We start from the raw sequence: 23,327 nt of genomic DNA, 5'->3' as shown, positions 1-23,327 counted from the left end.
TCTCTTTTTAATTGGTCGAAATGACCTGTTCATGTGAAAGTATAGCATAACCAAAAGCGTGTTGCCGGAAGGGAACATGCCGAATAAGGATGAAAAATAGTCCATGTATCGTGTATACTGTACTAAGGACAAAAAACAATGTACTGATAAGGAGTTGCTAGGCATGATTTTTAAAGTATTTTACCAACCGCTTCGTTCGGAAGCACCTGTTCGTGAACGGACAGAAACAATGTATGTAGAAGGGGAAAGCATTCGTGACGTGCGATCAACGATTGACCACCTCAAAGATATCAACATCGAGTTCATCCGCGAAGTCAGCGGAGAATTTTTGACATACGAACAACAACATCCTGATTTCAAGGTTGCGACGTTCGAATGAAGTTCGTCAAAAACCATCAGGCCGCCGTTTTCGCACTCGGTGGACTCGGGGAAATCGGGAAGAACACGTATGTCGTTCAATTCCAAGATGAGATCATCGTCATTGACGCGGGTGTCATGTTCCCAGAAGATGAATTACTTGGAATCGACTATGTCATTCCAGATTACACGTACTTGATCAAGAACAAGGATAAGGTCAAAGGCGTCTTCATCACACACGGTCATGAAGATCACATTGGTGGTCTGCCTTTCTTGCTTAAACAAGTGAACTTACCGATTTACGCTGGGAAGATTGCGATGGGTCTCATCAAGGTGAAGTTAGAAGAGCATGGTTTGCTTCGCGACGCGGAACTGCATGAGATCGATGAAGATTCGGTCATCAAGTTCCGGAAGACAAGCATCTCGTTCTTCCGTACGACACACTCGATTCCGAACTCGTTCGGTGTCGTCGTCAAAACACCACAAGGGAACATCGTGCATACAGGGGACTTCAAGTTCGATTTCACGCCAGTCGGAGAGCCGGCTGATTTAGCGAAAATGGCTGAACTCGGTAAAGAAGGCGTATTGTGTCTTCTATCGGACTCAACGAATGCAGAAGTGGAAGGGTTTACGATGAGTGAACGTGTCGTTGGGGAAACGATCTCAGACATCTTCCGTAAAGCGGAAGGACGGATCATCTTCGCGACGTTTGCGTCGAACATCTATCGTCTGCAACAAGTCGTCAATGCTTCTGTAGAAGCAGGACGGAAAATCGTCGTCTTCGGACGTAGCATGGACAAGGTCATGATGATTGGTCAAGAACTTGATTTCATCAAAGCGCCGAAGGGTACGATCATCGAGCCGAACGAGATGAAACGTTATAAATCAAATGAGTTGACGATCCTTTGTACGGGTTCACAAGGAGAACCGATGGCTGCACTTAGCCGTATCGCAAACGGAACACATCGTCAAATCTCGATCATTCCGGATGATCTCGTCATCTTCTCTTCGTCCCCAATCCCAGGAAACGTCGTTTCTGTCGGAAAGACGATCAATCAGCTATATAAAGCTGGCGCAGATGTCATGTACGGTAAACTGAATGATATCCATACATCAGGTCACGGTAGTCAACAAGAGCAGTTGCTCATGTTACGTCTATTGAATCCGAAATACTTCATGCCGATTCACGGGGAATACCGGATGCTGAAGAAGCATATGTCGCTTGCGATGGATGCTGGTGTACCGGAAGAGAACTGCTTCGTCATGGATAACGGTGAAGTACTGGCATTAGATGCGAATGCAGCCGCTATCACTGGGAAGATTCAAGCGAATGCCGTTTATGTCGATGGAAAAGGAATCGGAGACATCGGAAACATCGTTTTACGCGATCGCCGTATTCTCTCAGAAGAGGGACTCGTCGTCGTCGTCGTGACGCTTGACTCGAAGACGAATCGTCTCGTCTCTGGACCGGACATCATCTCGCGTGGTTTCGTCTACATGCGTGAGTCGGGTAATTTGATTAAAGATGCTGAACGTCTACTCAAGCGTTCGCTTGATCAATCGCTTGCGAACCGTAATACGAAATGGACGGACATCAAACAAGTCATCAATGATACGCTCACACCGTATTTAACAGAAAAAACACAACGTCATCCAATGGTCATGCCGATCATCATGGAAGTCTGATTCAAAAAAATCCTCGTCTCCGAAACGGAAACGAGGATTTTTGCATTACGTGGCAGGACCGTATTTCTTGAAGGGTTCTTTTTTATCAATCCGATCATAGAACATGACGCCATCTAGATGGTCATATTCATGCTGGCAGACGATTGCTTTCATCCCTTTTAAACGTAATTTTACAGGATTTCCGTTATGATCGATGCCAGTTAGGGTAATACGCATATAGCGCGGTACATGTCCTTCGACTTCACGATCGACGGACAGACATCCTTCGCCGCCCGTTAAATAGGTCTGCTCGACGGAATGACTGATGATTTTTGGATTATAGATACCAAATTCCAATAAATCATCTCCATCCGGTAAGCGGATCGCGAACATGCGCTTGTTGACACCGATTTGTGGTGCTGCAAGTCCAATGCCGCTTCGTAAATCGTATTTCTTCGCAATTTCATCATCTTGACTGTTGGCGAGGAACTCGCGCATGAGTCGCATCGTTTCCTTATCCTCATCGCTGAGAGGGAAGGTCACTTCTACTGACCGTTCGTGAAGAGCAGGAACGTCTTCGCGTACGATTTCATTCATGGTGATCATGAACAACACTCCTTTCGTCTACAAAAAGTATAGCATAGGAAAGTGGGGAATGATGACAACTAACACAGTAGGAAAATATCGAATGATACAGAAGATGGAATATTCTAGTTTTGTGATTGAATTCACAATGTGAAACGCGAAAAAAATAAAACATTTCCTTTGATTTTAAGGTGTTACAGATTTATACTTGTAACGTAATGAACAAGACACTATAACGTGTCGATTCATGATAATACAGTTTACTCAACTGAATAGGTACACAGACACATGTTCAAAGGATAGTCACACGGGACTTCGTTTTTTGGACACTATTGTCATGTGGGCAAATCAGTCAGAGGAATATTTCGCTGAACGCAGTGAAAGGATGAGGTGAAAAGATGAACGTAAACATGTTTAAAAACGTGGAAGAAAACTTTGAAACGTTCCGCATTCTTGACGAGAAAGGTGAAGTCGTCAATAAAGACGCTATGCCAGACCTCTCGGATGAAGAGCTTACGGAATTAATGCGCCGTCTCGTATACACACGTATCTGGGACCAACGTGCAATCTCACTTAACCGTCAGGGACGCCTTGGTTTCTACGCTCCAGTAGCTGGACAAGAAGCGTCAATGATTGGTACGCAATTCGCTTTGGATAAAGATGACTGGATTCTTCCTGGATACCGTGATATTCCACAAATGGTCTTCCATGGCTTCCCACTTTACAAAGCATTCTTGTTCTCACGCGGTCACATCACAGGTGGTAAGATTCCTGAAGGTGTTAACGTCTTAATGCCACAAATCATCATCGGTGCGCAGATCGTTCAAGCGGCTGGTGTTGCTCTCGGTCTTAAGAAAAGCGGTAAAGAACAAGTCGCAATCACTTACACAGGTGATGGTGGTTCTTCACAAGGGGACTTCTATGAAGGTATGAACTTCGCTGGAGCTTTCAAAGCACCTGCAATCTTCGTCGTTCAAAACAACCGTTTCGCAATCTCGACACCTGTCGAAAAACAATCTATGGCGAAAACAATCGCTCAAAAAGCTGTCGCTGCTGGGATCAATGGTATCCAAGTCGACGGTATGGACGTTCTTGCTGTATACGCAGCTACGAAACAAGCGCGTGTTGAAGCACTCAACGGTGTTCCGACATTGATCGAAACATTGACTTACCGTTACGGACCACACACACTCGCTGGTGATGATCCAACACGTTACCGTACAAAAGACATGGATGATGAGTATCAAGCACAAGATCCACTCGTCCGTTTCCGTGCTTTCATGGAAGCAAAAGGTCTTTGGAACGAAGATAAAGAGAACGAAGTCATCGAGCAAGCTAAAGCTGACGTTAAGGAAGCACTTGCACAAGCTGACAAAGAACCAAAACAAAAAGTTACAGATTTCATCAACGTGATGGCTGAGAAGCTTCCACAAAACCTGCAAGAGCAGCTTGATGAGTATACAGCAAAGGAGTCGAAATAACCCATGGCACAAATGACGATGATCCAAGCGATCACTGACGCAATGCGCGTCGAGATGAAACGCGACGAACAAGTTCTCTTGTTCGGTGAAGACGTCGGTAAAAACGGTGGGGTATTCCGTGCGACAGAAGGTCTTCAAGATGAGCTCGGCGAAGACCGCGTCTTCGATACACCACTTGCAGAATCAGGTATTGGTGGTCTTGCTGTCGGATTCAGTCTGACAGGATTCCGTCCAATCATGGAAATCCAATTCTTCGGATTCGTATTCGAAGTATTCGATTCAGTCGCAGCACAACTTGCGCGTCTCCGTTACCGTTCAGGCGGCACATACAGTGCACCTGTTACAATCCGTTCACCATTCGGTGGCGGTGTTAAAACACCGGAACTTCACGCAGATAACCTCGAAGGACTCATGGCTCAGTCACCAGGACTTAAAGTTGTCATTCCTTCAACACCTTACGATGCAAAAGGTCTTTTGATCGCGTCAATCCGCGACAACGACCCAGTCGTATTCCTCGAGCACATGAAACTCTACCGTTCATTCCGCGGTGAAGTGCCAGAGGGCGATTACACGATCGAACTCGGAAAAGCTGATGTAAAACGTGAAGGTACAGATGTAACAATCGTCACTTACGGTGCGATGGTACACGCTTCACTTAAAGCAGCGGAAGAGCTCGAAAAAGAAAACATCAGCGTCGAAATCATCGACTTGATGACAATCAGCCCAATCGATATCGATACGATTCTTGCTTCTGTCAAGAAAACAAACCGTGTCGTCGTCGTTCAAGAAGCACAAAAACAAGCGGGTATCGCTGCAATGGTTGCAACTGAAATCCAAGAACGTGCAATCCTTGACCTCGAAGCGCCAATTCTTCGTGTTGCTGCTCCAGATACAATCTTCCCATTTGCACAAGGTGAAGACGTCTGGATCCCAGATCACAAAGATATCGTTGAGAAAGTCAAAACTGTCTACAATTTCTAAGAGCATTTCGGAAAATAAGGAGAGGGGTCCATTCTCTCCTTGCTTCCGTTTTTACAGATAACAATCGACTAGAAGAGTGAACTAAAAGGAGGCATATTCAAATGGGTTTATTTGAATTCAAATTGCCGGATATCGGTGAGGGTATTCATGAAGGTGAAATCGTAAAGTGGTTCGTAAAAGCGGGCGACACTGTCAAGGAAGACGACGTTCTTCTTGAAGTACAAAACGATAAAGCAGTCGTTGAAATCCCATCACCAGTTGATGGTACTGTTAAAGAAGTTAAAGTTGACGAAGGTGTCGTAGCTGTCGTTGGCGACGTCCTCATCACTTTCGAAGTCGAAGGCGAGGGTTCTGCTCCTTCTGAAGAAGCAGAGCAACCAAAAGCTGAAGACAACGCGAAAGACGTTCAAGATACGGATCAAAAAGTGGAAGACAAACCAAACGAGGTTCAAATCCATAAATCAGAACGCGTCATCGCGATGCCATCTGTCCGTAAATATGCACGTGAAAAAGGTGTCGACATCCGTGAAGTCCAAGGTTCTGGAGACAACGGTCGTGTCGTCAAAGAAGACATCGATGCATTCGCAAACGGTGGTCAAACTTCTGAAGCACCAGCAACAGAAGAAAAAGCACCAGCTGCAGCTGCTTCTGCACCAAAAACAGAAGTTAAGCCATACGTTGCTGCTCAACCTGAACTTGAAACACGCGAGAAAATCAAAGGAATCCGTAAAGCGATTTCGAAAGCAATGGTTAACTCGAAACATACAGCTCCACACGTAACACTCATGGACGAAGTCGATGTTACGAACCTCGTAGCACTCCGTAAAAACTTCAAAGAAGTTGCGGCTGCTCAAGGTACGAAATTGACTTACCTTCCGTTCGTCGTAAAAGCATTGACTGCTGCTGCTAAAAAATACCCAGCAATCAACGCATCAATCGACGATGTAAACGAAGAAATCGTCTACAAAAACTACTTCAACATCGGTATCGCTGCAGATACAGACAACGGTCTTGTCGTACCAGTCGTTAAAGATGCAGATCGTAAATCGATCTTCTCACTCGCTGACGACATCAACGACCTTGCTGGTAAAGCACGCGAAGGTAAACTTTCTGGCGAAGAGATGAAAGGCGGATCAATCACGATCACTAACATCGGTTCTGCTGGCGGTCAGTGGTTCACACCAGTCATCAACCACCCAGAAGTTGCAATCCTCGGTATCGGCCGTATCGCTGAAAAAGCAGTCGTTAAAAACGGCGAAATCGTTGCTGCACCAGTTCTTGCACTTTCATTCAGCTTCGACCACCGTCTCATCGATGGTGCAACTGCACAAAACGCGCTTAACTTAGTTAAACGCCTATTGAACGACCCACAACTTCTCATCATGGAGGGATAAGCAATGGTAGTAGGTGAATTCGCACAAGAAACAGATTTACTCGTAATCGGGGCTGGCCCTGGTGGTTACGTTGCTGCAATCCGCGGCGCGCAACTCGGTATGAAAGTAACAATCGTTGAACGTGAAAACGTCGGTGGTGTTTGCTTAAACGTTGGATGTATCCCATCAAAAGCCTTGATCACTGCAGGTCATAACTTCCAGCATGCTAAAGGTGCAAGCGATATGGGGATCACTTCTGAGAATGCAACTGTCGATTTCTCGAAAGTTCAATCTTGGAAACAATCTGTCGTCAACAAATTGACTGGCGGCGTTAGTGGTCTTCTTAAAGGGAACAAAGTCGAGACTGTCGTTGGGGAAGCTTACTTCCAATCAGAAGATACAGTCCGTATCATCAACGAAGATTCTTCGACTCCTTACAAATTCAAGAAATGTATCATCGCGACAGGTTCGACTCCAATCGAACTTCCAGCTTTCAAATGGTCAAAACGCGTTCTTTCTTCAACAGGCGCATTGAACCTTCCTGAAATCCCGAAAAAACTCATCGTCATCGGTGGTGGATATATCGGGATGGAGCTTGGTACAGCGTATGCGAACTTCGATACAGAAGTCGTCATTCTTGAAGGAACAAAAGACATCCTTTCTGGTTTCGAGCCTGCTATGACGCAAGTCGTTAAGAAAAAGCTCAAACAAAAAGGTAACATCACAATCCACAACGAAGCACTTGCTCAAAGTGTGGAAGAGTCGGAAGATGGCGTTAAAGTAACATTCGAAGTCAACGGTGAAGCACAAACAGTTGAAGCGGACTACGTCCTCGTCACTGTCGGTCGCCGTCCGAACACTGGTGATCTTGGTCTTGAAATGGCAGAAGTCAAAGTCAGCGACCGTGGTCTTGTCGAAATCGACGATCAGTGCCGTACTTCAAACGAAAACATCTACGCAATCGGTGATATCGTTCCAGGACCACCACTTGCACACAAAGCTTCATTCGAAGCTAAAATTGCTGCTGAAGCAGCTGCAGGACACCCTGCATACCTCGACTACAGCGCGATTCCAGCGGTCGTCTTCACAGACCCAGAACTCGCTACTGTCGGTTACACGGAAGCACAAGCGAAAGAAGAAGGACTCGACTACATCGCGTCTAAATTCCCTTACGCTGCGAATGGTCGTGCACTTGCACTCAACGAGCCAGACGGCTTCTTGAAAATGATCACTCGTAAATCAGATGGTCTCTTGATCGGCGCGCAAATCGCTGGTACAGGCGCATCTGATATGATCGCTGAAATGGGACTCGCAATCGAGTCTGGTATGACAGCTGAAGATATCGCACTCACAATCCATGCGCACCCATCACTCGGTGAAATCGCAATGGAAACTGCTGAAGTTGCAATCGGTAGCCCAATCCACATCATTAAATAATATCGAAACACCTCATACACGGGGAGCCGACCGTGTATGAGGTGTTTTTTGTTTGGTCTTGATTCAAAAAAGGAAAAGAAAAAGTAAAAATCGGAAAGGGTGGACGCACATGGAATCCGTGACTACCTTAGAGGAGCTGTATTACGTATCGGAGATGGATAAGGTTCGTTTTGTCGGCTGGACGACTGCACTCGCCCGCTATGATTTTGCTGTCGTCTGTACAGGACAATTCTTCGGGAAAGTACTCGTCGTCAGTTTAACAGGTGGTCAGTCAGCGTTACTCGATCAACAGGATGTATTGAATGGAGAGGTCTTAGTTCGTACATTTGCGATTGAACGAGAGGATGTCGAAGTAATCGGTGAAGCACTCGCAGCATTCATTCCTTGTTCACCAAACGATGAATACGCCGAATGAAAGGTTCAAAAAAGCAGCCATCCTTATTACTCAGGATGGCTGCTTTTGCATTTTTAACGAATCGCATTCGATTGTTGAATGACTTTGATCGTCTCAAGCGAATGGTCCTCAAGACCTTGAACCGGAAGACCGGCTTCGATGTTTTCTTTGATATAGGCAAGGTTGTCTGCCGTGATCATTTCGCCTGGGATGAAGATAGGAATACCAGGTGGATATACCATCATGAATTCAGCTGAAATCCGCCCGACCGCATCGACCAACGGAATCGTCTCTGTCTCTTCATAGAATGCATCACGAGGACTGAGAGCGAGCGCTGGGATGTCTGGAAGAACAATCGAATGATCAGTTGTTTCGGCACCATTATTTTGATAACGTGCGACAAGTAATGACATCGCATGTAAGAAGGCGTCAATCGTCTCTTCCGAGTCACCAGACGTGATGATGACAAGAATATTGTTCAAATCAGAAAGTTCAACTTCGATCCGATGTTCTTCGCGTAAGAACTCTTCGACGAGGTGACCAGAAATACCAAGTCCTTTGACCGAAACAAGCACTTTCGTTGGATCAAAAGCGAATGTCGCACTTGAATGGAGATCGGATTCGCCGAAAACGGCAAGGTAAGGAAGCTTCGCTAATCCAAAACGCATCCGTGTCGCGAGTTCGAGTGCCCGACGATTCATCGCTTCACCGTTGATCGCAAGATGGCGCCGTGCGCAGTCAAGAGAAGCGAGCAACAGGTAGGATGTCGAAGTCGTCGTCAACATCGAGAGCACTGCTTGGACCTTATCCGGAGAGACAAGACCGCGACGAACGTTCAGGACAGAGCTTCCAGTAAGTGACCCACCGAGTTTATGCACGCTGGTTGCGGCAAGATCAGCTCCTGCTTGCATCGCAGACAACGGCATATCTTCGTGGAAGGCGATATGGACGCCGTGTGCTTCGTCGACGAGTACCGGAATACCTTTACTATGGGAAAGCTTGACGATGCTCTCTAAGTCACCAGCAACGCCGAAATAGGTCGGGTTGATGACGAGTACTGCTTTTGTATCGGGATGAAGTGCAAGGGCACGTTCTACCGCGCTTGGTGTGATGCCGTGCGCGATTCCGAATGTCTCATCGAATTCAGGGTGAATGAAAATCGGATGCGCACCAGAAAGAACGATAGCTGACATCACCGATTTATGCACGTTCCGAGGAACGAGAATTTTATCATCAGGTCCGACGACACTCATGATCATCGCCATGATGGCCGTTGAAGTTCCTTGTACGGAAAAGAACGTTTCGTCGGCGTGGAAGGCTTGAGCTGCCAATTGATGAGCTTCCTTAATGATTGCCTTTGGATGATGGAGATCATCAAGGGGAGCGATATTGATTAAATCGATATCGAGCGCATTCTGACCGATGAACGATCGAAAGGCTGGATCCATTCCCTGACCATTTTTATGACCGGGAATATGAAATTGAATTGGTTGACGTTTCGCATGCGCGAGTAGCGCATCGAATAAAGGTGTATCGAGCTGTGTTAAGCTTTTTGTTTGCACCAGATTTCCCCCCTTAAAACCGAATAAAAATACAATCAAACAAGCTAACTATAACAAGTTTTCGGACGGTTGCAACTGTTTTATGCTTCTTTTCCGTGTAAAATAGAAAAGTGCAGAAAGGAAGTGGGAATGATGGCATTGAATTATCCGCTCAATTCCGATTGGTCGACTGAAGAAATCGTGAAAGTCATCGACTTCTTTAATTTAGTCGAGCAAGCGTATGAGACAGGTGTTGAACGACAACGGTTGCTCGAAGCGTATCGTGAATTCAAGCAAATCGTCACCTCGAAATCCGAGGAAAAACAGTGGGATCAGTTTTATATGGAAGAGACCGGTTGCTCGAGTTATCGGACGATGCAACAAGCAAAACGTAAGGAAGAACCGATTGTTCGTATGAAGAAATAATTGGATCATGAAGATAAGACTCCTATGCGATCGCGTAGGAGTCTTATCTTTTAATCCGACTGGAAATGTGCGGGAAATGATCAACATTTGTTTAAAGTGGAAAGGAAGCGGCTATATACTACATACAAGACGTTGGCCTTACAAATATGTGAAACTGTATTTTTTAAAATTAGATGCTTTACATCTAAGTTGAATCGTACTATTATAGATTCAATCCACTAATAAGTCGCAATTGTCTGACAAATTAAACCTCTGTTTATCCCGCGAAGGAGTGTGGTTACTGTGAAACAAGTGATAGAAGCATACAAGAGAAAAGATGCAGAAAAACGCATTCCTGTATTGCGTCTCGAAATCGATTATGAGCTTGCTACATTACACGATGCGATGGTGGCAAGTGACGCAGAAGCTGTTGGCGCAAGTAAAGAGCGCCTCGAAAAATATCGTCAAGAGATGGTACGTCTTGAAGCTTGATTTCAACGTTCCAATCTCTACCTTATAATAAAATATCAACTCTTCAACCAGCGAACTGTTCGCTGGTTTTCTTTTTTTGTTACTATAGAAGAAGCTGGAAACAACGATGAAGGAGTGAACTCAAATGCAGATTGAGTTGGATGCGATAGATTTGATCAAACGAGCGGGAAAGTACATTCGCGAAAAAATTGATGGTTCGTATCACGTCGAACAAAAAACCGGAAAAAGCGATTTAGTGACAGAGATTGATCAAGCCGTCGAGGATTTATTGATTCAAGGTATTTTAGATCGCTATCCGAATCATCATATTTATGGGGAAGAAGGGCGAATCGCTCGACCTGATACACTCGAAGGCACGATCTGGTTCGTTGATCCGATTGATGGAACGATGAACTTTATCCGTCAAAAACGAATGTTTGCCATCTCGATCGCGATTATGGTGGATGGTGAGTTACGCTATGGATTCGTCTACGATGTCATGGCGGACGAGTTGTTCCATGTCATCAAAGGGCATGGTGCTTATCAAAACGGCATACGATTACCACAAATCAAGGAGCGGAGTGTTAAAGAAGCAATCATCTGTATGAACGCGACCTGGGTGACACCAAATCGTCGAATCAATACGGATCGTCTTGCACCACTCGTACGACACGCGGTAGGTGTACGAGCAATCGGTGCAGCATCACTCGAACTCGCATGGACAGCTGCAGGGCGTGTTGACGGGTATATCACAATGCGTAATATGCCTTGGGATTACGCAGCCGGTCAGTTGTTGATTGAAGAGGTCGGTGGGCGTGTCGGAACGATCACAGGTGAATCGATGTCATTTCTCGAACAAACGAGTGTGCTAGCAGGGAGCCAGACGTTCGTTGAAGATGTGTTGACATTCGTACAAACACAAGAGGATTGAAAAAAGGTTTCTTTCGTCTTGAACGAAAGGAACCTTTTTGCTCATGCTTGTTTTCGTAAACGTGCTTTTAAGACGAACCCAGCACCCATCGTAACAATCATCAAGATGACAGAGGCGATCGTCATCGGGACGTTTTGTTCCGCGATGAAGATGCCGATGGCTGCCATGGATCCTACGGCAAGCATGGCGAGTAATAAAAATAGCAGGCGCATGTTCTTTTCCCCCTCTACCCGTGAGTACGTTAACAGTGTAGCGTGAATGAAGGATAATGAAAAGGCTTTCGGACTGATGTCGAATCTTAGTCATTGCCAATTAGGACTCTACCTGTGCTATACTCTTAAAGTTGACCGAAAGTATGATAAGATTTATTTAAATGAATAGAAAGAGGTACACACCTATGACAACATTAGTACGAAATGATTTACGCAACGTTGCGATCATCGCCCACGTTGACCATGGTAAAACAACATTAGTCGATGAGCTTTTAAAACAGTCTGGTACGTTCCGTACGAACGAACAAGTCGAAGAACGCGCAATGGACTCAAATGACATCGAGCGGGAACGTGGAATCACGATTCTTGCGAAAAACACTGCAATTGATTACAAGAACACACGCATCAACATCGTTGATACGCCAGGACACGCCGATTTCGGTGGAGAAGTTGAGCGGATCATGCGTATGGTTGATGGCGTTATCCTCGTTGTCGATGCACGTGAAGGCTGTATGCCACAAACACGTTTCGTTTTGAAAAAAGCACTCGAGCAAGGACTTCAACCAATCGTCGTCGTCAACAAAATTGACAAACCGATGGTCCGTCCTCTTGAAGTCGTCGACGAAGTCGTTGATCTCTTGATCGACCTCGGAGCTGACGAAGATCAACTCGAATTCCCAGTCGTTTATGCATCGGCAGTCAACGGCTCAAGTTCATTTGAACCTGAATTAGAGAAACAAGAAGATACAATCACAAACGTTCTTGATTTAATTCTTGAGCACACACCAGCGCCTGTCGATAACACAATGGAGCCGCTTCAGTTCCAAGTGACGATGCTTGACTATGATAACTACCTCGGACGGATCGGTGTCGGTCGTGTCTTCCGTGGAGAAATCAAAGTTGGTGATAGCGTTTCGCTTTCAAAACTTGATGGTTCAACGAAGAACTTCCGTGTTACGAAGTTGTTCGGTTACTTCGGCCTAAAACGTGTCGAAATCGAAACAGCAAAAGCTGGAGATTTGATTGCGATCGCTGGTATGGAAGATATCAACGTCGGTGAGACGGTTTGCCCGACTTCACACGTTGATCCACTCCCATTATTACGTATCGATGAGCCAACGCTTCAAATGACATTCATCGTCAACAACTCGCCATTCGCTGGTCGTGAAGGGGATCTCGTTACTTCACGTAAAATCGAAGAGCGTCTTGAAAAAGAACTCGAAACAGACGTTTCACTTCGCATCGAAAACACAGACTCACCGGACCGCTGGATCGTTTCTGGTCGTGGGGAACTTCACCTCGGGATCTTGATCGAAAACATGCGCCGTGAAGGATACGAAATTCAAGTATCGAAACCGCAAGTAATCATCAAAGAAGAAGAAGGCGTCAAAGTCGAGCCATTCGAACGCGTCGTCATCGATACACCAGAAGAGTACACAGGTTCTGTCATGGAATCGATCGGTCTCCGCAAAGGTGAATTGACGAACATGCAAACAATGGACAACGGTCAAACAAAAATGGAATTCATCGTTCCTTCACGTGGTTTGATCGGTTACCGTAACGAATTCCTTTCTGCTACACGCGGATACGGAATCATGAACCACACATTCGAAGAATACCGTCCGTTCATCCAAGCGGATATTGGTGGACGTCGTAGTGGAGTTATGGTCTCGATCGAAACAGGTAAAGCAACTGCTTACGCGATCTCAGCTCTTGAAGACCGCGGAACGATCTTCATCGAGCCTGGTATTGAAGTATACGAAGGTATGATCATCGGCGAATGTAACCGTGATGTCGATCTCGCTGTCAACGTCGTTAAAGCAAAACAATTAACGAACATGCGTGCATCTGCAAAAGATTCAACGAACGTTCTTAAACGTCCACGTGTCTTCTCACTTGAAGAGTCGTTGACATTCTTGAACGAAGATGAGTACTGTGAAATCACACCACAATCGGTTCGTCTCCGTAAACAAGTCTTGAATAAGAACGAACGTGAAAAGCAAGAAAAACGTCGTCGTCTAGGTAAAGATTAAGTCTTGAACGAATAGGGGGACTGGCAATGAATGCACAAGCTGCCGTTGCTTCTGATTTCTCGAAATACGATATTCCGTTCATCGCGAAACTTCTCGGTATCGGAAGTGATCCGAATAACATCGAAGCGGGATTTTATCCTTTAATGATCACTGTCGTCATCTTGACACTTGTCGTCTTTAAGTTAGGATTTGCTAAGGAACTAGCATGGTGGAAATCACTGATCGTCTATCTCTTGCTCGCCGTCTTCTCGGCAGCATTGACGCTTGTCTTCTGGACATGGCCGATTCCTGAAGTACTCTTAGCGATGGTCTTCGTACTTGGTATTTATCGCTTCCGGATGTGGATGGTCAAGCGTGAACGTGAACGGACAGCTTCTTGACGGAAGCATGTCATGAATCAAAAGAACGAATCTCTTCGGAGGTTCGTTCTTTTTTTGAGCCAATTCAGATGCATGATTTAAAGCGTAGCGGGAACTAGAATACTAAAAGGGGGAGAAAACATTGAAGATCAAGTATGTCATATCGCCCCTCCTGTTAGCGGGTATTCTGATGGGTTGTACACAAACGTCAGAAGAATCGTCAACAGAGGAAACGAATCAGACGACACAAGAAAACAATCAACAGGATTCAGGTGATCAAGAAGCGACGCAATCATCTCAAGCACAAGAAGGTGTCGTATTTAAAGAACTAAACGCTCCGTGGAATATTGTCCGAGAAGGAGAGGTATTTTACATCACGGAACGAGAAGGAACGATTGTCAAAGGAGAAAAAGATGATTATGAACGGATGCGCCTTCAGCTGAAAGAGGATGTCCTCGCTGAAGGAGAAGGTGGATTGCTTGGGATGGTACTTGATCCTGATTTTAAGGACAATCAGACAGCATACGTCTACCATACGTACGCCAAACAAGGACAAGCGACGAATCGCGTCATTGCGATAAAAGAAGAGGGTGATCAGTGGACGGAAGAACGTGTCTTACTCGATGATATTCCCGGAGCGACGATTCATAACGGGGGACGACTGGAGTGGGGACCTGAGGGCGCACTCTACGTCACAGCAGGAGACGCAGCGAATCCCGAACTAGCGCAAGACATTGATTCATTGGCAGGAAAGATTTTACGCATCACATCTGAAGGGAAACCGTTCGAGGGGAATCAAAAAGGATATGTCTACAGTCTCGGTCATCGGAATCCACAAGGACTTGTTTTCGTCGATGATCAACTGTATGCAAGTGAACATGGGCAAAGTGGGCATGATGAAATCAACCGAATCGAGCAAAAGAATTATGGATGGCCGACGATTGAAGGGAAAGAACAAGCAGATGGACTGGTGACGCCGTGGTACGAAGTAGGAGAACAATCTGTAGCACCAAGTGGAGTTGCAACGGCAGAGAATATACTTTATTTTGCAACACTTGTCGGACAACGATTACAAACCATCGATCTAGAAACGAAGCAAGTCAAGACAATCGTCGAAAATCAAGGTCGGATTCGAGATGTCTGGATTGACGAGACATCGATTTACTATATTACAAATAATACGGACGGAAGAGGGAATCCATCGGCAGATGATGATCGACTCGTTCGTATCAATCGATGAACAATAAAAGGTCTGTCAGGGAACTTCCCCGCAGACCTTTTGTTTACCAGTGTTTTCGTTTCGTTTCCCAAGTCGGGTATAGATGGAATTGCCCAGAAGCGTGGCGTTCAAGTGTCCGTTCTTCTATGCGTGATCGACATTCATCACAAATGTGGACACGAACAGGTTTATTGCGTAATCGCTTCGCCGTGAAGGACCAATCATCAATCGTTTCACGCTTATCGCAAATCGTACATTTCACTCGCATGCCAGGTCCTCCCTTTTTTTCTTAGTATATCATATTAGAAGATTATTCAGATGTAAAAAAGGGAAACGAGAAGTATATCTCGAAATATCATCACTAAGTCGTAGAGGGGGTGATGTCATGGCAAATAAAGTTGAACAACAGCTCAACTCAGAACAACTAAAAGCACTATCGCAATTACCACTTGTTTTTTTGATTACGCATGATCAATCCAAACATTGGCCCATCACACACGCAATCAGTTGGGTACATGCGACGGATTCGCAAACGGTTCGTTTTACAATCGAAGCAGATTCTCATCTCGTTAAAACATTACGAGAACATCCGGTCTTCACATTGATCTTTTTTGCAGATCAATCGACGTACAGCTTAACGTGTACGGACGTCAAGGCGTTTACGCCGCAAGAAGACCTTCCGTTGCCACTCGCTTTTTATGAGGGACGCGTTGAGGAGGTACGTGACATCTTGTTTTACGGAGCAGCGGTCACACAACGACCAACTATCGAAAAAACATACGATGAACAGGCAGCTGAACGGTTGGATCAACTCGTTCATCGCATCCTAAAAGCGTAACATTCATCACAAACTCGACTCTAAAGGGGCGAACGATGGAATGAAAAAAATATACGTACTTGATACTAATGTCATGCTTCACGATCCACTTTCTCTTTTCCAATTCCAGGAGCACGACGTCGTCATACCAGCGATCGTATTAGAAGAACTAGATGGAAAAAAACGCAACATGGATGAGGTTGGACGTAATGCACGAGAAACAGCTCGCATTTTAGACCAATTACGAGAAACGGGTCAGCTTCATGCTGGAGTGCCACTCGGAAATGGCGGTATTCTTCGCGTCGATATTGGGGACTCCATTCATGAAGGTTCGCCGTTTACGCATGAATCGAACGATAATAAGATCATTGAACTGGCGTGGTCGATTCATCAGGAACAACAAACCGAAGCGACCCCACGAGATGTCATTCTCGTCTCAAAAGATATCTTAGTCCGCGTCAAAGCGGATGCGTATGGATTAGTCGCTGAAGATTATATGACAGATCATATCGCTGATTTGACCGGTCTTTATACAGGATTCATCGAAGTGACCGTCGATCAGGAATATATTGATGCCTTCTATCAGGACAAACGGCTTTCGGTGGATGTCTTGCCAGAAAAAGTGCAACCGAATGAGTTCGTCATCTTAAAAAGTAACATGTCGAAAGCTTCAGCCATCGCCGTCGTTGATCAGAACCTGCCAATCATTCGGGCACTTTCGATCGATGTCGATCAAGTCTGGGGCGTCATTCCACGAAACGTCCAACAACGGATGGCATTTGAGTTATTATTACGTGACGATGTACCACTTGTGACACTCGTTGGTAAGGCAGGTACCGGAAAAACGTTACTTGCACTCGCTGCGGGTCTCCTGCAAGTGGAAGACGAGCATAAATATAAAAAACTGGTCGTTGCTCGTCCGGTCGTACCGATGGGAAACGATATCGGCTACTTGCCAGGTGAAATGGAAGAGAAGCTTCGTCCGTGGATGCAACCCATCTACGATAACCTTGAACACCTTTTCAATACGGGATCGGGAGACGAACTAGGTAACATTCTCGCCGGAATGAAGACGATTCAACTGGAAGCTTTAACGTATATCCGGGGACGCAGTATGCCGGGACAATTCATCATCATCGATGAAGCGCAGAATTTGACGAAACATGAAGTCAAGACGATTTTGACACGTGTCGGTGAAAACTCGAAAATCGTGTTAGTCGGGGATCCACAACAGATTGATCATCCGTATCTAGATGAGTATTCCAATGGTTTATCCTACGCCGTAGAACGACTTAAAAATGAGAAGATGACGGGACACGTCAAACTCGTCAAAGGGGAGCGCTCGAACTTGGCGCGCCTCGCAGCCGATTTACTATGAAAAAACGTGGTGCGTCTATTCAGGCGCACCACGTTTTCCTTATATGACGGTAACCGTATGAACGGATTTGACGATCCGTTGTCCGTGTAACAGATGAACGGGTCCATCTGCTAATACTTTGCCGTCTTGTGAGAACTGCAGATACACTTCGTCGAGTTGCTCAAGTGGAAGTTCAACCGTTTCTTCGCCTTCAAAACGAATGGCAATCGCATCTGGTAAAAGTTCGGCATTCCGGATGAACGGTGCAAGCGCCATGGCGAATGACCCTTGAAGCGCGGCTTCTTTTTCAGCACGTGTCATCGGACGATTGTGATCCGTACGACTGCCTTCCATGATGCCTTTATCCCACGCAGCCCCCATTTTCGCGTAGTACGCTTCTTGTTCACTTGTGTCGGCTGGTTGACCGATTTTCTCGATTTCCACCTTTCGTTCATCAAAGATCCAGACTGTCGGATCAATCGTCAACTGATGCCGTACTTTACCGTTAATCGGAAAAATCATTTGTTCTACCCCCTAAATGTGTAAGTCCAACAAATCCATTATACCGAAACGTTGAATTGTTGGCGAAAGTAAGGTAAAGTTTAGCTATAACAGGAACGCGTCATTTGATGAGGAGGGATTGGATTGTCAACTGAAATCGAGACAGTTCATCGCCAGCGCGCTCTTGAGCTACTAGAAGCGGATGCACAAAAAATCCGCCGGTTGATCGAGGTCCAGCTTGCGAATTTAACGATGCCACAATGTCCTCTTTACGAGGAAGTATTGGATACACAAATGTTCGGATTATCCCGTCAGATTGATTTTGCGGTACGTCTTGAACTGATTGATGCGGGTGAGGGGAAACAATTACTCGAATCACTTGAACAGCAATTATCTGATTTACATGATGCGGAGACGTGCTGATTTTCTACTCAAACGTGAAATGCGGCGTTTGGGTATTTTTTTTTTAGAAAATGAAAAAAGGACGTGTACATATGTTAGCGAAGTTTAAAGAAAAACGAGCATTTTTTGACTATGGTCTCTTCTTTACGATGCTCATCCTCATGGCGATCAGTACGGTCATGGTCTATAGTGCGAGCGTGTGGAACGGTGGGGATTATGCGAATACGTCCTTCTTTGAGAAGCAGTTGATGTTTGATGCGATGGCGATCGCCTTGTTCCTTTTCGTTTCGCAAGTAAATCATGAGGTGTTCCGTGGACCGGTTATTCGCTTACTCTTGTACGCGATTACATGGTTGATGTTAATGGCAACGTTGTTTTCGGCTCCACTCAATGGTGCTCGTGCATGGCTGAACTTCGGTATCTTCTTGATTCAACCGATCGAGCTCTGTAAATTCGTCCTCGTCGTCGGACTTGCAAGTTATTTTGATCAAAAGCACAAAGGGAAGATGGACGGCGTGATTGGGATCGTCCACCACTTCATCCATCGTCAAATCAAAGCGACGTCTCCAGGCCGAAGAATTTTACTTAGTTTCTCGGACTGGATTTTGATTCCGATGGTTGTGTTACTGGCACCATACGCAATCATCATTCGCATGCAACCGGATGACGGCGGATTGTTCATTCTGTTGCTCATCACGGCGATGATTTTATTCGCAGTTGGATTACCGAGTGGTTACATCATGTTATGTGTCGTCACCGTACCAATCATCTTCATGTATGCCTGGAACAACTTTTCGGATAATCAGATGCAACGGATTCAGGCAAGTTTGAATCCCTTCCTTGACGCAGAAGGTAAGGGATATCAGCTCATCAACTCCGTCATATCGATTGCACACGGGGGATTATTCGGAGTAGGTCTCGGGAATAGCTTTCAGAAGTATGGTTATTTGCCTGAACCTGAAACTGACTACATCATGTCGATCATCTCGGAGGAACTTGGATTCGTCGGTGTCCTCGTCGTGCTTGGTCTACTGTTCTACTTGATGATTCAAGGGGCGATTATCGCTAACCGGTGTGTTTCTATTTATTCGAGTATGCTTGCGCTTGGGATTTCAGGTATTATCTTCATTCAGACATGTATCAATATCGCGGCGATGTCTGGTCTCTTTCCAGGAACCGGCGTCACCTTGCCATTCATCAGTTACGGTGGGTCATCGTTACTCGTCATGAGTACGATGCTTGGTGTAATGGCGAACATTTCCATGCAAAACAAATATCGAGTGGCTTATCAGAAAGAAGTGCGGACTGCACGTTCGATGAGTGCCACAAGCTCATTAACTAAAGGGGGAGCATCAGTTGACTAAAATCCAGAAGATTCTCGTAGCAAACCGCGGGGAGATCGCGATTCGCGTTTTCCGTGCAGCGACAGAACTCGGTATTCGTACCGTTGCCATTTATTCGCGAGAGGATATGGGTTCTCTTCATCGCTATAAAGCCGATGAAGCGTACCGGATCGGAGAAGGGAAAAAACCAATCGAAGCCTATCTCGATATTGAAGATATCATTGCAACAGCGAAAAAAGCCGAATGTGATGCAATCCATCCTGGTTATGGATTCCTCTCTGAGAATATTGAGCTAGCCAAACGTTGTCGTGAAGAAGGAATCATCTTCATCGGACCGCAAGAAGAGCATCTGTATAAGTTCGGGGATAAAGTACGGGCACGAACGACAGCGATTGAGGCCGGTCTTCCTGTCATTCCAGGAACGGATGGTCCGATCTCATCCATTGATGAAGCATATGCGTTCGCAAAAGAAGCAGGCTATCCACTCATGGTCAAAGCATCGCTTGGCGGTGGTGGACGCGGTATGCGTGTCGTCCGGACAGAAGAAGAGCTCCCAGACATGATCGAACGTGCGAAATCTGAAGCCTTAAAAGCGTTTGGTTCGGATGAGATTTACGTCGAAAAATTAATTGAACGACCAAAACATATCGAAGTTCAAATCATCGGTGACGCCCATGGGAACATCATTCATTTGTTTGAACGTGATTGTTCCGTACAGCGTCGTCACCAAAAAGTCGTCGAAGTGGCGCCGTGTGTGACGCTATCAGACGAAGGTCGACAAAAGATTTGTGACGCAGCCGTCACGTTGATGAAACATGTCGGATACGAAAATGCGGGTACGGTCGAATTTCTCGTGACACAAGATGAATCGTTCTACTTCATCGAGGTCAACCCACGTGTCCAAGTCGAGCACACGATTACGGAGATGATCACAGGCGTTGATATCGTCCAGACACAAATCCGTGTTGCTGAAGGCGAATCGTTACATAGCGACCTCGTTGGTATTCCGCAACAAGAAGACATTAAGATGCTTGGTTTTGCGATCCAAAGCCGAATCACGTCAGAAGATCCGGAAAACGGCTTCTTGCCGGATACAGGGAAAATTAAAGCCTATCGTTCACCAGGTGGTTTTGGTGTACGTCTCGATGGTGGAAATGCTTATGTTGGAGCGGAAATCTCACCATATTATGACTCGTTGCTTGTTAAAATCTCGACGCATGGTTTGACATACGACCAAGCCGTCGCGAAGATGCGTCGAAATTTAAGTGAATTCCGAATCCGTGGAATCAAGACAAATATTCCATTCTTGAGCAACGTCTTGAAGCACCATGCGTTCGTCAGCGGGGATTACAACACATCATTCATTGATGATACACAAGAATTATTCATTTTCCCGAAACGTCAAGACCGTGGAACGAAACTTTTGACGTACATCGGAGAGGTTTCCGTCAATGGATTCCCGGGAATCGGAAAATTGGACAAGCCGCTTGCACGCGACGTCCGGATTCCGAAAAATCTCCCGACACACTATATACCAGGTGCAAAAGCGATTCTCGATGCGGAAGGTCCAGAAGCCGTCGCAAAATGGTTAGCAGCTCAGGAGAACGTTTTGTTGACAGATACGACATTCCGTGATGCCCATCAGTCGCTCCTTGCGACGCGGATGCGGACGAAGGATCTCGTTGCGATTGCAGAGGCGGAAGCGAAACTGCTACCTGAACTGTTCTCTGTCGAAGCATGGGGAGGCGCGACATTTGATGTCGCCTACCGATTCTTATCGGAGGATCCATGGGTTCGTCTGATGAAATTACGTGAAAAGATGCCGAACGTCCTCATTCAAATGTTGCTTCGTGGTGCGAACGGCGTTGGTTACAAAAACTATCCGGACAATGTCATTCACACGTTCGTTAAGGAAGCGGCGCAGGCAGGAGTCGACGTTTTCCGAATCTTCGATAGCTTGAACAACCCGGAGTCAATCCAACTTGCGATCGATGCGGTCTTGCCGACAGGTAAAATCGCGGAAGCAGCTGTCTGTTACACAGGGGATCTATTCGATGCGAATCGACCGAAATATCACCTGCCGTATTACGTCAATCTGGCGAAACAACTGGAAGAAAGCGGCGCTCATATCATTGCCATCAAGGATATGGCGGGTCTCTTGAAACCGGAAGCAGCCTATGCGCTCGTATCAGCACTTAAAGATGTGGTATCGCTACCGATCCATCTCCACACACACGATGCGAGTGGGAACGGGATTTATACGTATGCGCGTGCGATCGATGCAGGTGTCGACGTCGTAGACGTCGCCGCATCAAGCATGTCGGGACTGACGAGTCAGCCAGCGGGTGGTAGCTTGATTCATGCCTTAAGTGGTCATCCACGTCAACCGCTCGTATCAGCACAGAAGTTTGAACAGATTTCGGATTATTGGCAGGACGTGCGTCATCTGTATCAAGCATTCGAACTCGATATGATCGCACCGAATCCAACGGTCTACGACCATGAGATGCCGGGTGGACAGTATTCGAACTTACAGCAACAAGCAAAAGCGGTTGGACTTGCGGATCGTTGGTCTGAAGTCAAAGAGATGTATGCGCGTGTCAATATGCTGTTTGGCGATATCGTCAAAGTCACACCATCGTCAAAAGTCGTTGGAGACATGGCACTCTTCATGGTTCAACATCATCTGACAGAAGAGGATGTCTTGCACCGTGCAAGTGGACTTGATTTCCCGGATTCAGTCGTCGAACTGATGAAAGGGGAGCTCGGAACACCACCAGATGGTTTCCCGCAAGACGTTCAACAGGCTATTCTCAAGGGAGCTGCTCCGCTGACAGAACGTCCAGGTAAGTTGATGGAACCACTCAATTTTGATGCGATCAAACATGAGTTGTTCGAAAAACTTGAACGTCCCGTTACAGAATTTGATGCACTCGCTTACGCGCTCTATCCAAAAGTCTTCATGGACTACAGTTCGTATGTCGCGCGATATGGCGATATCTCTGTTCTTGATACGAATACGTTCTTCCATGGAATGCGTCTAGGGGAGACGATCGAGGTTGAAATCGAACGAGGCAAGACACTCTACCTTAAGTTGATTCAAATCGGTCAGCCAGACGATCATGGTATGCGGACGATCTATTATGAGATGAACGGTGTTCCTCGTGAAGTCGAAGTCAAAGACATCAGTATTAAGGAAAGTTCATCAAGTCGTCCAAAAGCAGATCGAAGCAATGCGAAACAAATCGGTGCATCAATGCCGGGGAGTGTGCTGAAGGTGCTCGTCGAGACGGGTACACGTGTCCGTAAAGGAGAGCAACTCCTCGTCACGGAAGCGATGAAGATGGAAACGACGATCCAAGCACCGGAAGACGGTGAAATCAAAGCCGTCCACGTCAAGGAAGGCGAAGCCATCGCGAGTCAAGACTTACTGATTGAATTCGTATAAGGTCACAACGAAAAA

At 46.0% G+C, this 23,327-nt stretch carries 23 protein-coding genes; 18 read left to right on the top strand and 5 right to left on the bottom strand.

Annotation, left to right across the window (positions count from 1 at the left end; genetic code table 11):
* Positions 1-163 precede the first annotated feature (163 nt).
* Positions 164-379, top strand: a complete 216-nt coding sequence (locus tag KNQ12_RS03820; protein WP_023468855.1) for a DNA-dependent RNA polymerase subunit epsilon — start codon at positions 164-166, stop codon at positions 377-379.
* Complete coding sequence (gene rnjA / locus KNQ12_RS03815) at positions 376-2,043, top strand: ribonuclease J1 (protein WP_214746419.1); 1,668 nt, start codon at positions 376-378, stop codon at positions 2,041-2,043. Before KNQ12_RS03820 ends, rnjA begins: the two co-directional genes overlap by 4 nt.
* A 45-nt stretch (positions 2,044-2,088) precedes the next feature.
* On the opposite strand, the gene def is transcribed toward rnjA, so the two are convergent.
* Entirely contained in the window at positions 2,089-2,628 is a 540-nt protein-coding gene (gene def, locus KNQ12_RS03810) for a peptide deformylase (protein WP_214746417.1), read from the bottom strand.
* A 377-nt stretch (positions 2,629-3,005) separates the two neighbouring features.
* Here def and pdhA point away from each other — a divergent pair, with 377 nt between their 5' ends.
* The 5 genes from pdhA to KNQ12_RS03785 all read left to right on the top strand — a co-directional run bounded on the left by pdhA (position 3,006) and on the right by KNQ12_RS03785 (position 8,294).
* The gene (pdhA, locus tag KNQ12_RS03805; protein ID WP_023468852.1) at positions 3,006-4,088 is read left to right on the top strand and encodes a pyruvate dehydrogenase (acetyl-transferring) E1 component subunit alpha; all 1,083 of its coding nucleotides are present in this window, start codon (positions 3,006-3,008) and stop codon (positions 4,086-4,088) included.
* A 3-nt stretch (positions 4,089-4,091) separates the two neighbouring features.
* Positions 4,092-5,069 carry an alpha-ketoacid dehydrogenase subunit beta gene (locus KNQ12_RS03800; protein ID WP_023468851.1) on the top strand — a complete coding sequence of 326 codons (978 nt, stop codon included), beginning with the start codon at positions 4,092-4,094 and terminating at the stop codon, positions 5,067-5,069.
* 101 nt (positions 5,070-5,170) lie between these two features.
* Positions 5,171-6,463, top strand: a complete 1,293-nt coding sequence (locus KNQ12_RS03795) for a dihydrolipoamide acetyltransferase family protein (RefSeq protein ID WP_023468850.1) — start codon at positions 5,171-5,173, stop codon at positions 6,461-6,463.
* Between the two features lie 3 nt (positions 6,464-6,466).
* Positions 6,467-7,879: a dihydrolipoyl dehydrogenase gene (lpdA, locus tag KNQ12_RS03790; protein ID WP_064299598.1), complete on the top strand. Its 1,413-nt coding sequence runs from the start codon at positions 6,467-6,469 to the stop codon at positions 7,877-7,879.
* A 109-nt stretch (positions 7,880-7,988) separates the two neighbouring features.
* Entirely contained in the window at positions 7,989-8,294 is a 306-nt protein-coding gene (locus KNQ12_RS03785; RefSeq protein WP_050677551.1) for an SAV0927 family protein, read from the top strand.
* Between the two features lie 53 nt (positions 8,295-8,347).
* Here KNQ12_RS03785 and KNQ12_RS03780 read toward each other — a convergent pair whose 3' ends face one another.
* Positions 8,348-9,835, bottom strand: coding sequence for an aminotransferase class I/II-fold pyridoxal phosphate-dependent enzyme (locus KNQ12_RS03780; protein ID WP_035406702.1), 1,488 nt, complete (start codon positions 9,833-9,835; stop codon positions 8,348-8,350).
* Between the two features lie 132 nt (positions 9,836-9,967).
* On the opposite strand from KNQ12_RS03780, the gene KNQ12_RS03775 reads away from it, so the two are divergent.
* The 3 genes from KNQ12_RS03775 to KNQ12_RS03765 all read left to right on the top strand — a co-directional run bounded on the left by KNQ12_RS03775 (position 9,968) and on the right by KNQ12_RS03765 (position 11,621).
* The gene (locus KNQ12_RS03775) at positions 9,968-10,240 is read left to right on the top strand and encodes a UPF0223 family protein (RefSeq protein ID WP_214746415.1); all 273 of its coding nucleotides are present in this window, start codon (positions 9,968-9,970) and stop codon (positions 10,238-10,240) included.
* A 282-nt stretch (positions 10,241-10,522) separates the two neighbouring features.
* Complete coding sequence (locus KNQ12_RS03770; protein WP_023468845.1) at positions 10,523-10,711, top strand: hypothetical protein; 189 nt, start codon at positions 10,523-10,525, stop codon at positions 10,709-10,711.
* Between the two features lie 124 nt (positions 10,712-10,835).
* A complete protein-coding gene (locus tag KNQ12_RS03765; RefSeq protein WP_214746412.1) occupies positions 10,836-11,621 on the top strand; it encodes an inositol monophosphatase family protein in 786 nt (261 codons plus the stop codon).
* Positions 11,622-11,662: 41 nt separating this feature from the next.
* Here the strand turns inward: KNQ12_RS03765 and KNQ12_RS03760 are convergent, their stop codons facing one another.
* Entirely contained in the window at positions 11,663-11,833 is a 171-nt protein-coding gene (locus KNQ12_RS03760) for a DUF5325 family protein (RefSeq protein ID WP_158581850.1), read from the bottom strand.
* Between the two features lie 185 nt (positions 11,834-12,018).
* Here KNQ12_RS03760 and typA point away from each other — a divergent pair, with 185 nt between their 5' ends.
* The 3 genes from typA (at position 12,019) to KNQ12_RS03745 (ending at position 15,465) form a co-directional block, all read left to right on the top strand.
* Complete coding sequence (gene typA, locus KNQ12_RS03755) at positions 12,019-13,866, top strand: translational GTPase TypA (protein ID WP_023468842.1); 1,848 nt, start codon at positions 12,019-12,021, stop codon at positions 13,864-13,866.
* A gap of 26 nt (positions 13,867-13,892) precedes the next feature.
* Positions 13,893-14,246 (top strand): YlaH-like family protein, encoded by a 354-nt coding sequence (locus tag KNQ12_RS03750; RefSeq protein ID WP_023468841.1) that lies wholly within the window; start codon positions 13,893-13,895, stop codon positions 14,244-14,246.
* A 121-nt stretch (positions 14,247-14,367) separates the two neighbouring features.
* A complete protein-coding gene (locus KNQ12_RS03745) occupies positions 14,368-15,465 on the top strand; it encodes a PQQ-dependent sugar dehydrogenase (protein WP_023468840.1) in 1,098 nt (365 codons plus the stop codon).
* Between the two features lie 43 nt (positions 15,466-15,508).
* Here the strand turns inward: KNQ12_RS03745 and KNQ12_RS03740 are convergent, their stop codons facing one another.
* Positions 15,509-15,712: a YlaI family protein gene (locus KNQ12_RS03740; protein WP_023468839.1), complete on the bottom strand. Its 204-nt coding sequence runs from the start codon at positions 15,710-15,712 to the stop codon at positions 15,509-15,511.
* Between the two features lie 117 nt (positions 15,713-15,829).
* On the opposite strand from KNQ12_RS03740, the gene KNQ12_RS03735 reads away from it, so the two are divergent.
* Entirely contained in the window at positions 15,830-16,282 is a 453-nt protein-coding gene (locus KNQ12_RS03735) for a PNPOx family protein (RefSeq protein ID WP_214746409.1), read from the top strand.
* 40 nt (positions 16,283-16,322) lie between these two features.
* Positions 16,323-17,639: a PhoH family protein gene (locus KNQ12_RS03730; protein WP_023468837.1), complete on the top strand. Its 1,317-nt coding sequence runs from the start codon at positions 16,323-16,325 to the stop codon at positions 17,637-17,639.
* Between the two features lie 39 nt (positions 17,640-17,678).
* Here KNQ12_RS03730 and KNQ12_RS03725 read toward each other — a convergent pair whose 3' ends face one another.
* Positions 17,679-18,140: a hypothetical protein gene (locus KNQ12_RS03725; RefSeq protein ID WP_023468836.1), complete on the bottom strand. Its 462-nt coding sequence runs from the start codon at positions 18,138-18,140 to the stop codon at positions 17,679-17,681.
* A gap of 123 nt (positions 18,141-18,263) precedes the next feature.
* Here KNQ12_RS03725 and KNQ12_RS03720 point away from each other — a divergent pair, with 123 nt between their 5' ends.
* The 3 genes from KNQ12_RS03720 (at position 18,264) to KNQ12_RS03710 (ending at position 23,312) form a co-directional block, all read left to right on the top strand.
* Positions 18,264-18,542, top strand: a complete 279-nt coding sequence (locus KNQ12_RS03720) for an Fpa/YlaN family protein (RefSeq protein ID WP_023468835.1) — start codon at positions 18,264-18,266, stop codon at positions 18,540-18,542.
* A gap of 71 nt (positions 18,543-18,613) precedes the next feature.
* Positions 18,614-19,885 (top strand): FtsW/RodA/SpoVE family cell cycle protein, encoded by a 1,272-nt coding sequence (locus tag KNQ12_RS03715; protein ID WP_035396702.1) that lies wholly within the window; start codon positions 18,614-18,616, stop codon positions 19,883-19,885.
* Entirely contained in the window at positions 19,878-23,312 is a 3,435-nt protein-coding gene (locus KNQ12_RS03710) for a pyruvate carboxylase (protein ID WP_214746406.1), read from the top strand. The genes KNQ12_RS03715 and KNQ12_RS03710 overlap by 8 nt, the downstream gene beginning before the upstream one ends.
* Positions 23,313-23,327: the final 15 nt, after the last annotated feature.

Origin of the sequence: Exiguobacterium sp. s11 (assembly GCF_018619015.1) — a bacterium.
Taxonomy (GTDB): Bacteria; Bacillota; Bacilli; order Exiguobacteriales; family Exiguobacteriaceae; genus Exiguobacterium_A; species Exiguobacterium_A indicum.
Note: the sequence above shows the minus strand (reverse complement) of the source record. Positions and strands in the feature narration are given on the sequence as shown.

Coding starts and splice junctions, on each gene's coding strand:
- KNQ12_RS03750 (WP_023468841.1), top strand. CDS start 13,893: ATGAATGCACAAGCTGCCGTTGCTTCTGATTTCTCGAAATACGATATT.
- KNQ12_RS03760 (WP_158581850.1), bottom strand. CDS start 11,833: ATGCGCCTGCTATTTTTATTACTCGCCATGCTTGCCGTAGGATCCATG.
- def (WP_214746417.1), bottom strand. CDS start 2,628: ATGATCACCATGAATGAAATCGTACGCGAAGACGTTCCTGCTCTTCAC.
- lpdA (WP_064299598.1), top strand. CDS start 6,467: ATGGTAGTAGGTGAATTCGCACAAGAAACAGATTTACTCGTAATCGGG.
- KNQ12_RS03795 (WP_023468850.1), top strand. CDS start 5,171: ATGGGTTTATTTGAATTCAAATTGCCGGATATCGGTGAGGGTATTCAT.
- pdhA (WP_023468852.1), top strand. CDS start 3,006: ATGAACGTAAACATGTTTAAAAACGTGGAAGAAAACTTTGAAACGTTC.
- KNQ12_RS03740 (WP_023468839.1), bottom strand. CDS start 15,712: ATGCGAGTGAAATGTACGATTTGCGATAAGCGTGAAACGATTGATGAT.
- KNQ12_RS03735 (WP_214746409.1), top strand. CDS start 15,830: ATGGCAAATAAAGTTGAACAACAGCTCAACTCAGAACAACTAAAAGCA.
- KNQ12_RS03800 (WP_023468851.1), top strand. CDS start 4,092: ATGGCACAAATGACGATGATCCAAGCGATCACTGACGCAATGCGCGTC.
- KNQ12_RS03785 (WP_050677551.1), top strand. CDS start 7,989: ATGGAATCCGTGACTACCTTAGAGGAGCTGTATTACGTATCGGAGATG.
- KNQ12_RS03820 (WP_023468855.1), top strand. CDS start 164: ATGATTTTTAAAGTATTTTACCAACCGCTTCGTTCGGAAGCACCTGTT.
- rnjA (WP_214746419.1), top strand. CDS start 376: ATGAAGTTCGTCAAAAACCATCAGGCCGCCGTTTTCGCACTCGGTGGA.
- KNQ12_RS03725 (WP_023468836.1), bottom strand. CDS start 18,140: ATGATTTTTCCGATTAACGGTAAAGTACGGCATCAGTTGACGATTGAT.
- KNQ12_RS03715 (WP_035396702.1), top strand. CDS start 18,614: ATGTTAGCGAAGTTTAAAGAAAAACGAGCATTTTTTGACTATGGTCTC.
- KNQ12_RS03775 (WP_214746415.1), top strand. CDS start 9,968: ATGGCATTGAATTATCCGCTCAATTCCGATTGGTCGACTGAAGAAATC.
- KNQ12_RS03730 (WP_023468837.1), top strand. CDS start 16,323: ATGAAAAAAATATACGTACTTGATACTAATGTCATGCTTCACGATCCA.
- typA (WP_023468842.1), top strand. CDS start 12,019: ATGACAACATTAGTACGAAATGATTTACGCAACGTTGCGATCATCGCC.
- KNQ12_RS03765 (WP_214746412.1), top strand. CDS start 10,836: ATGCAGATTGAGTTGGATGCGATAGATTTGATCAAACGAGCGGGAAAG.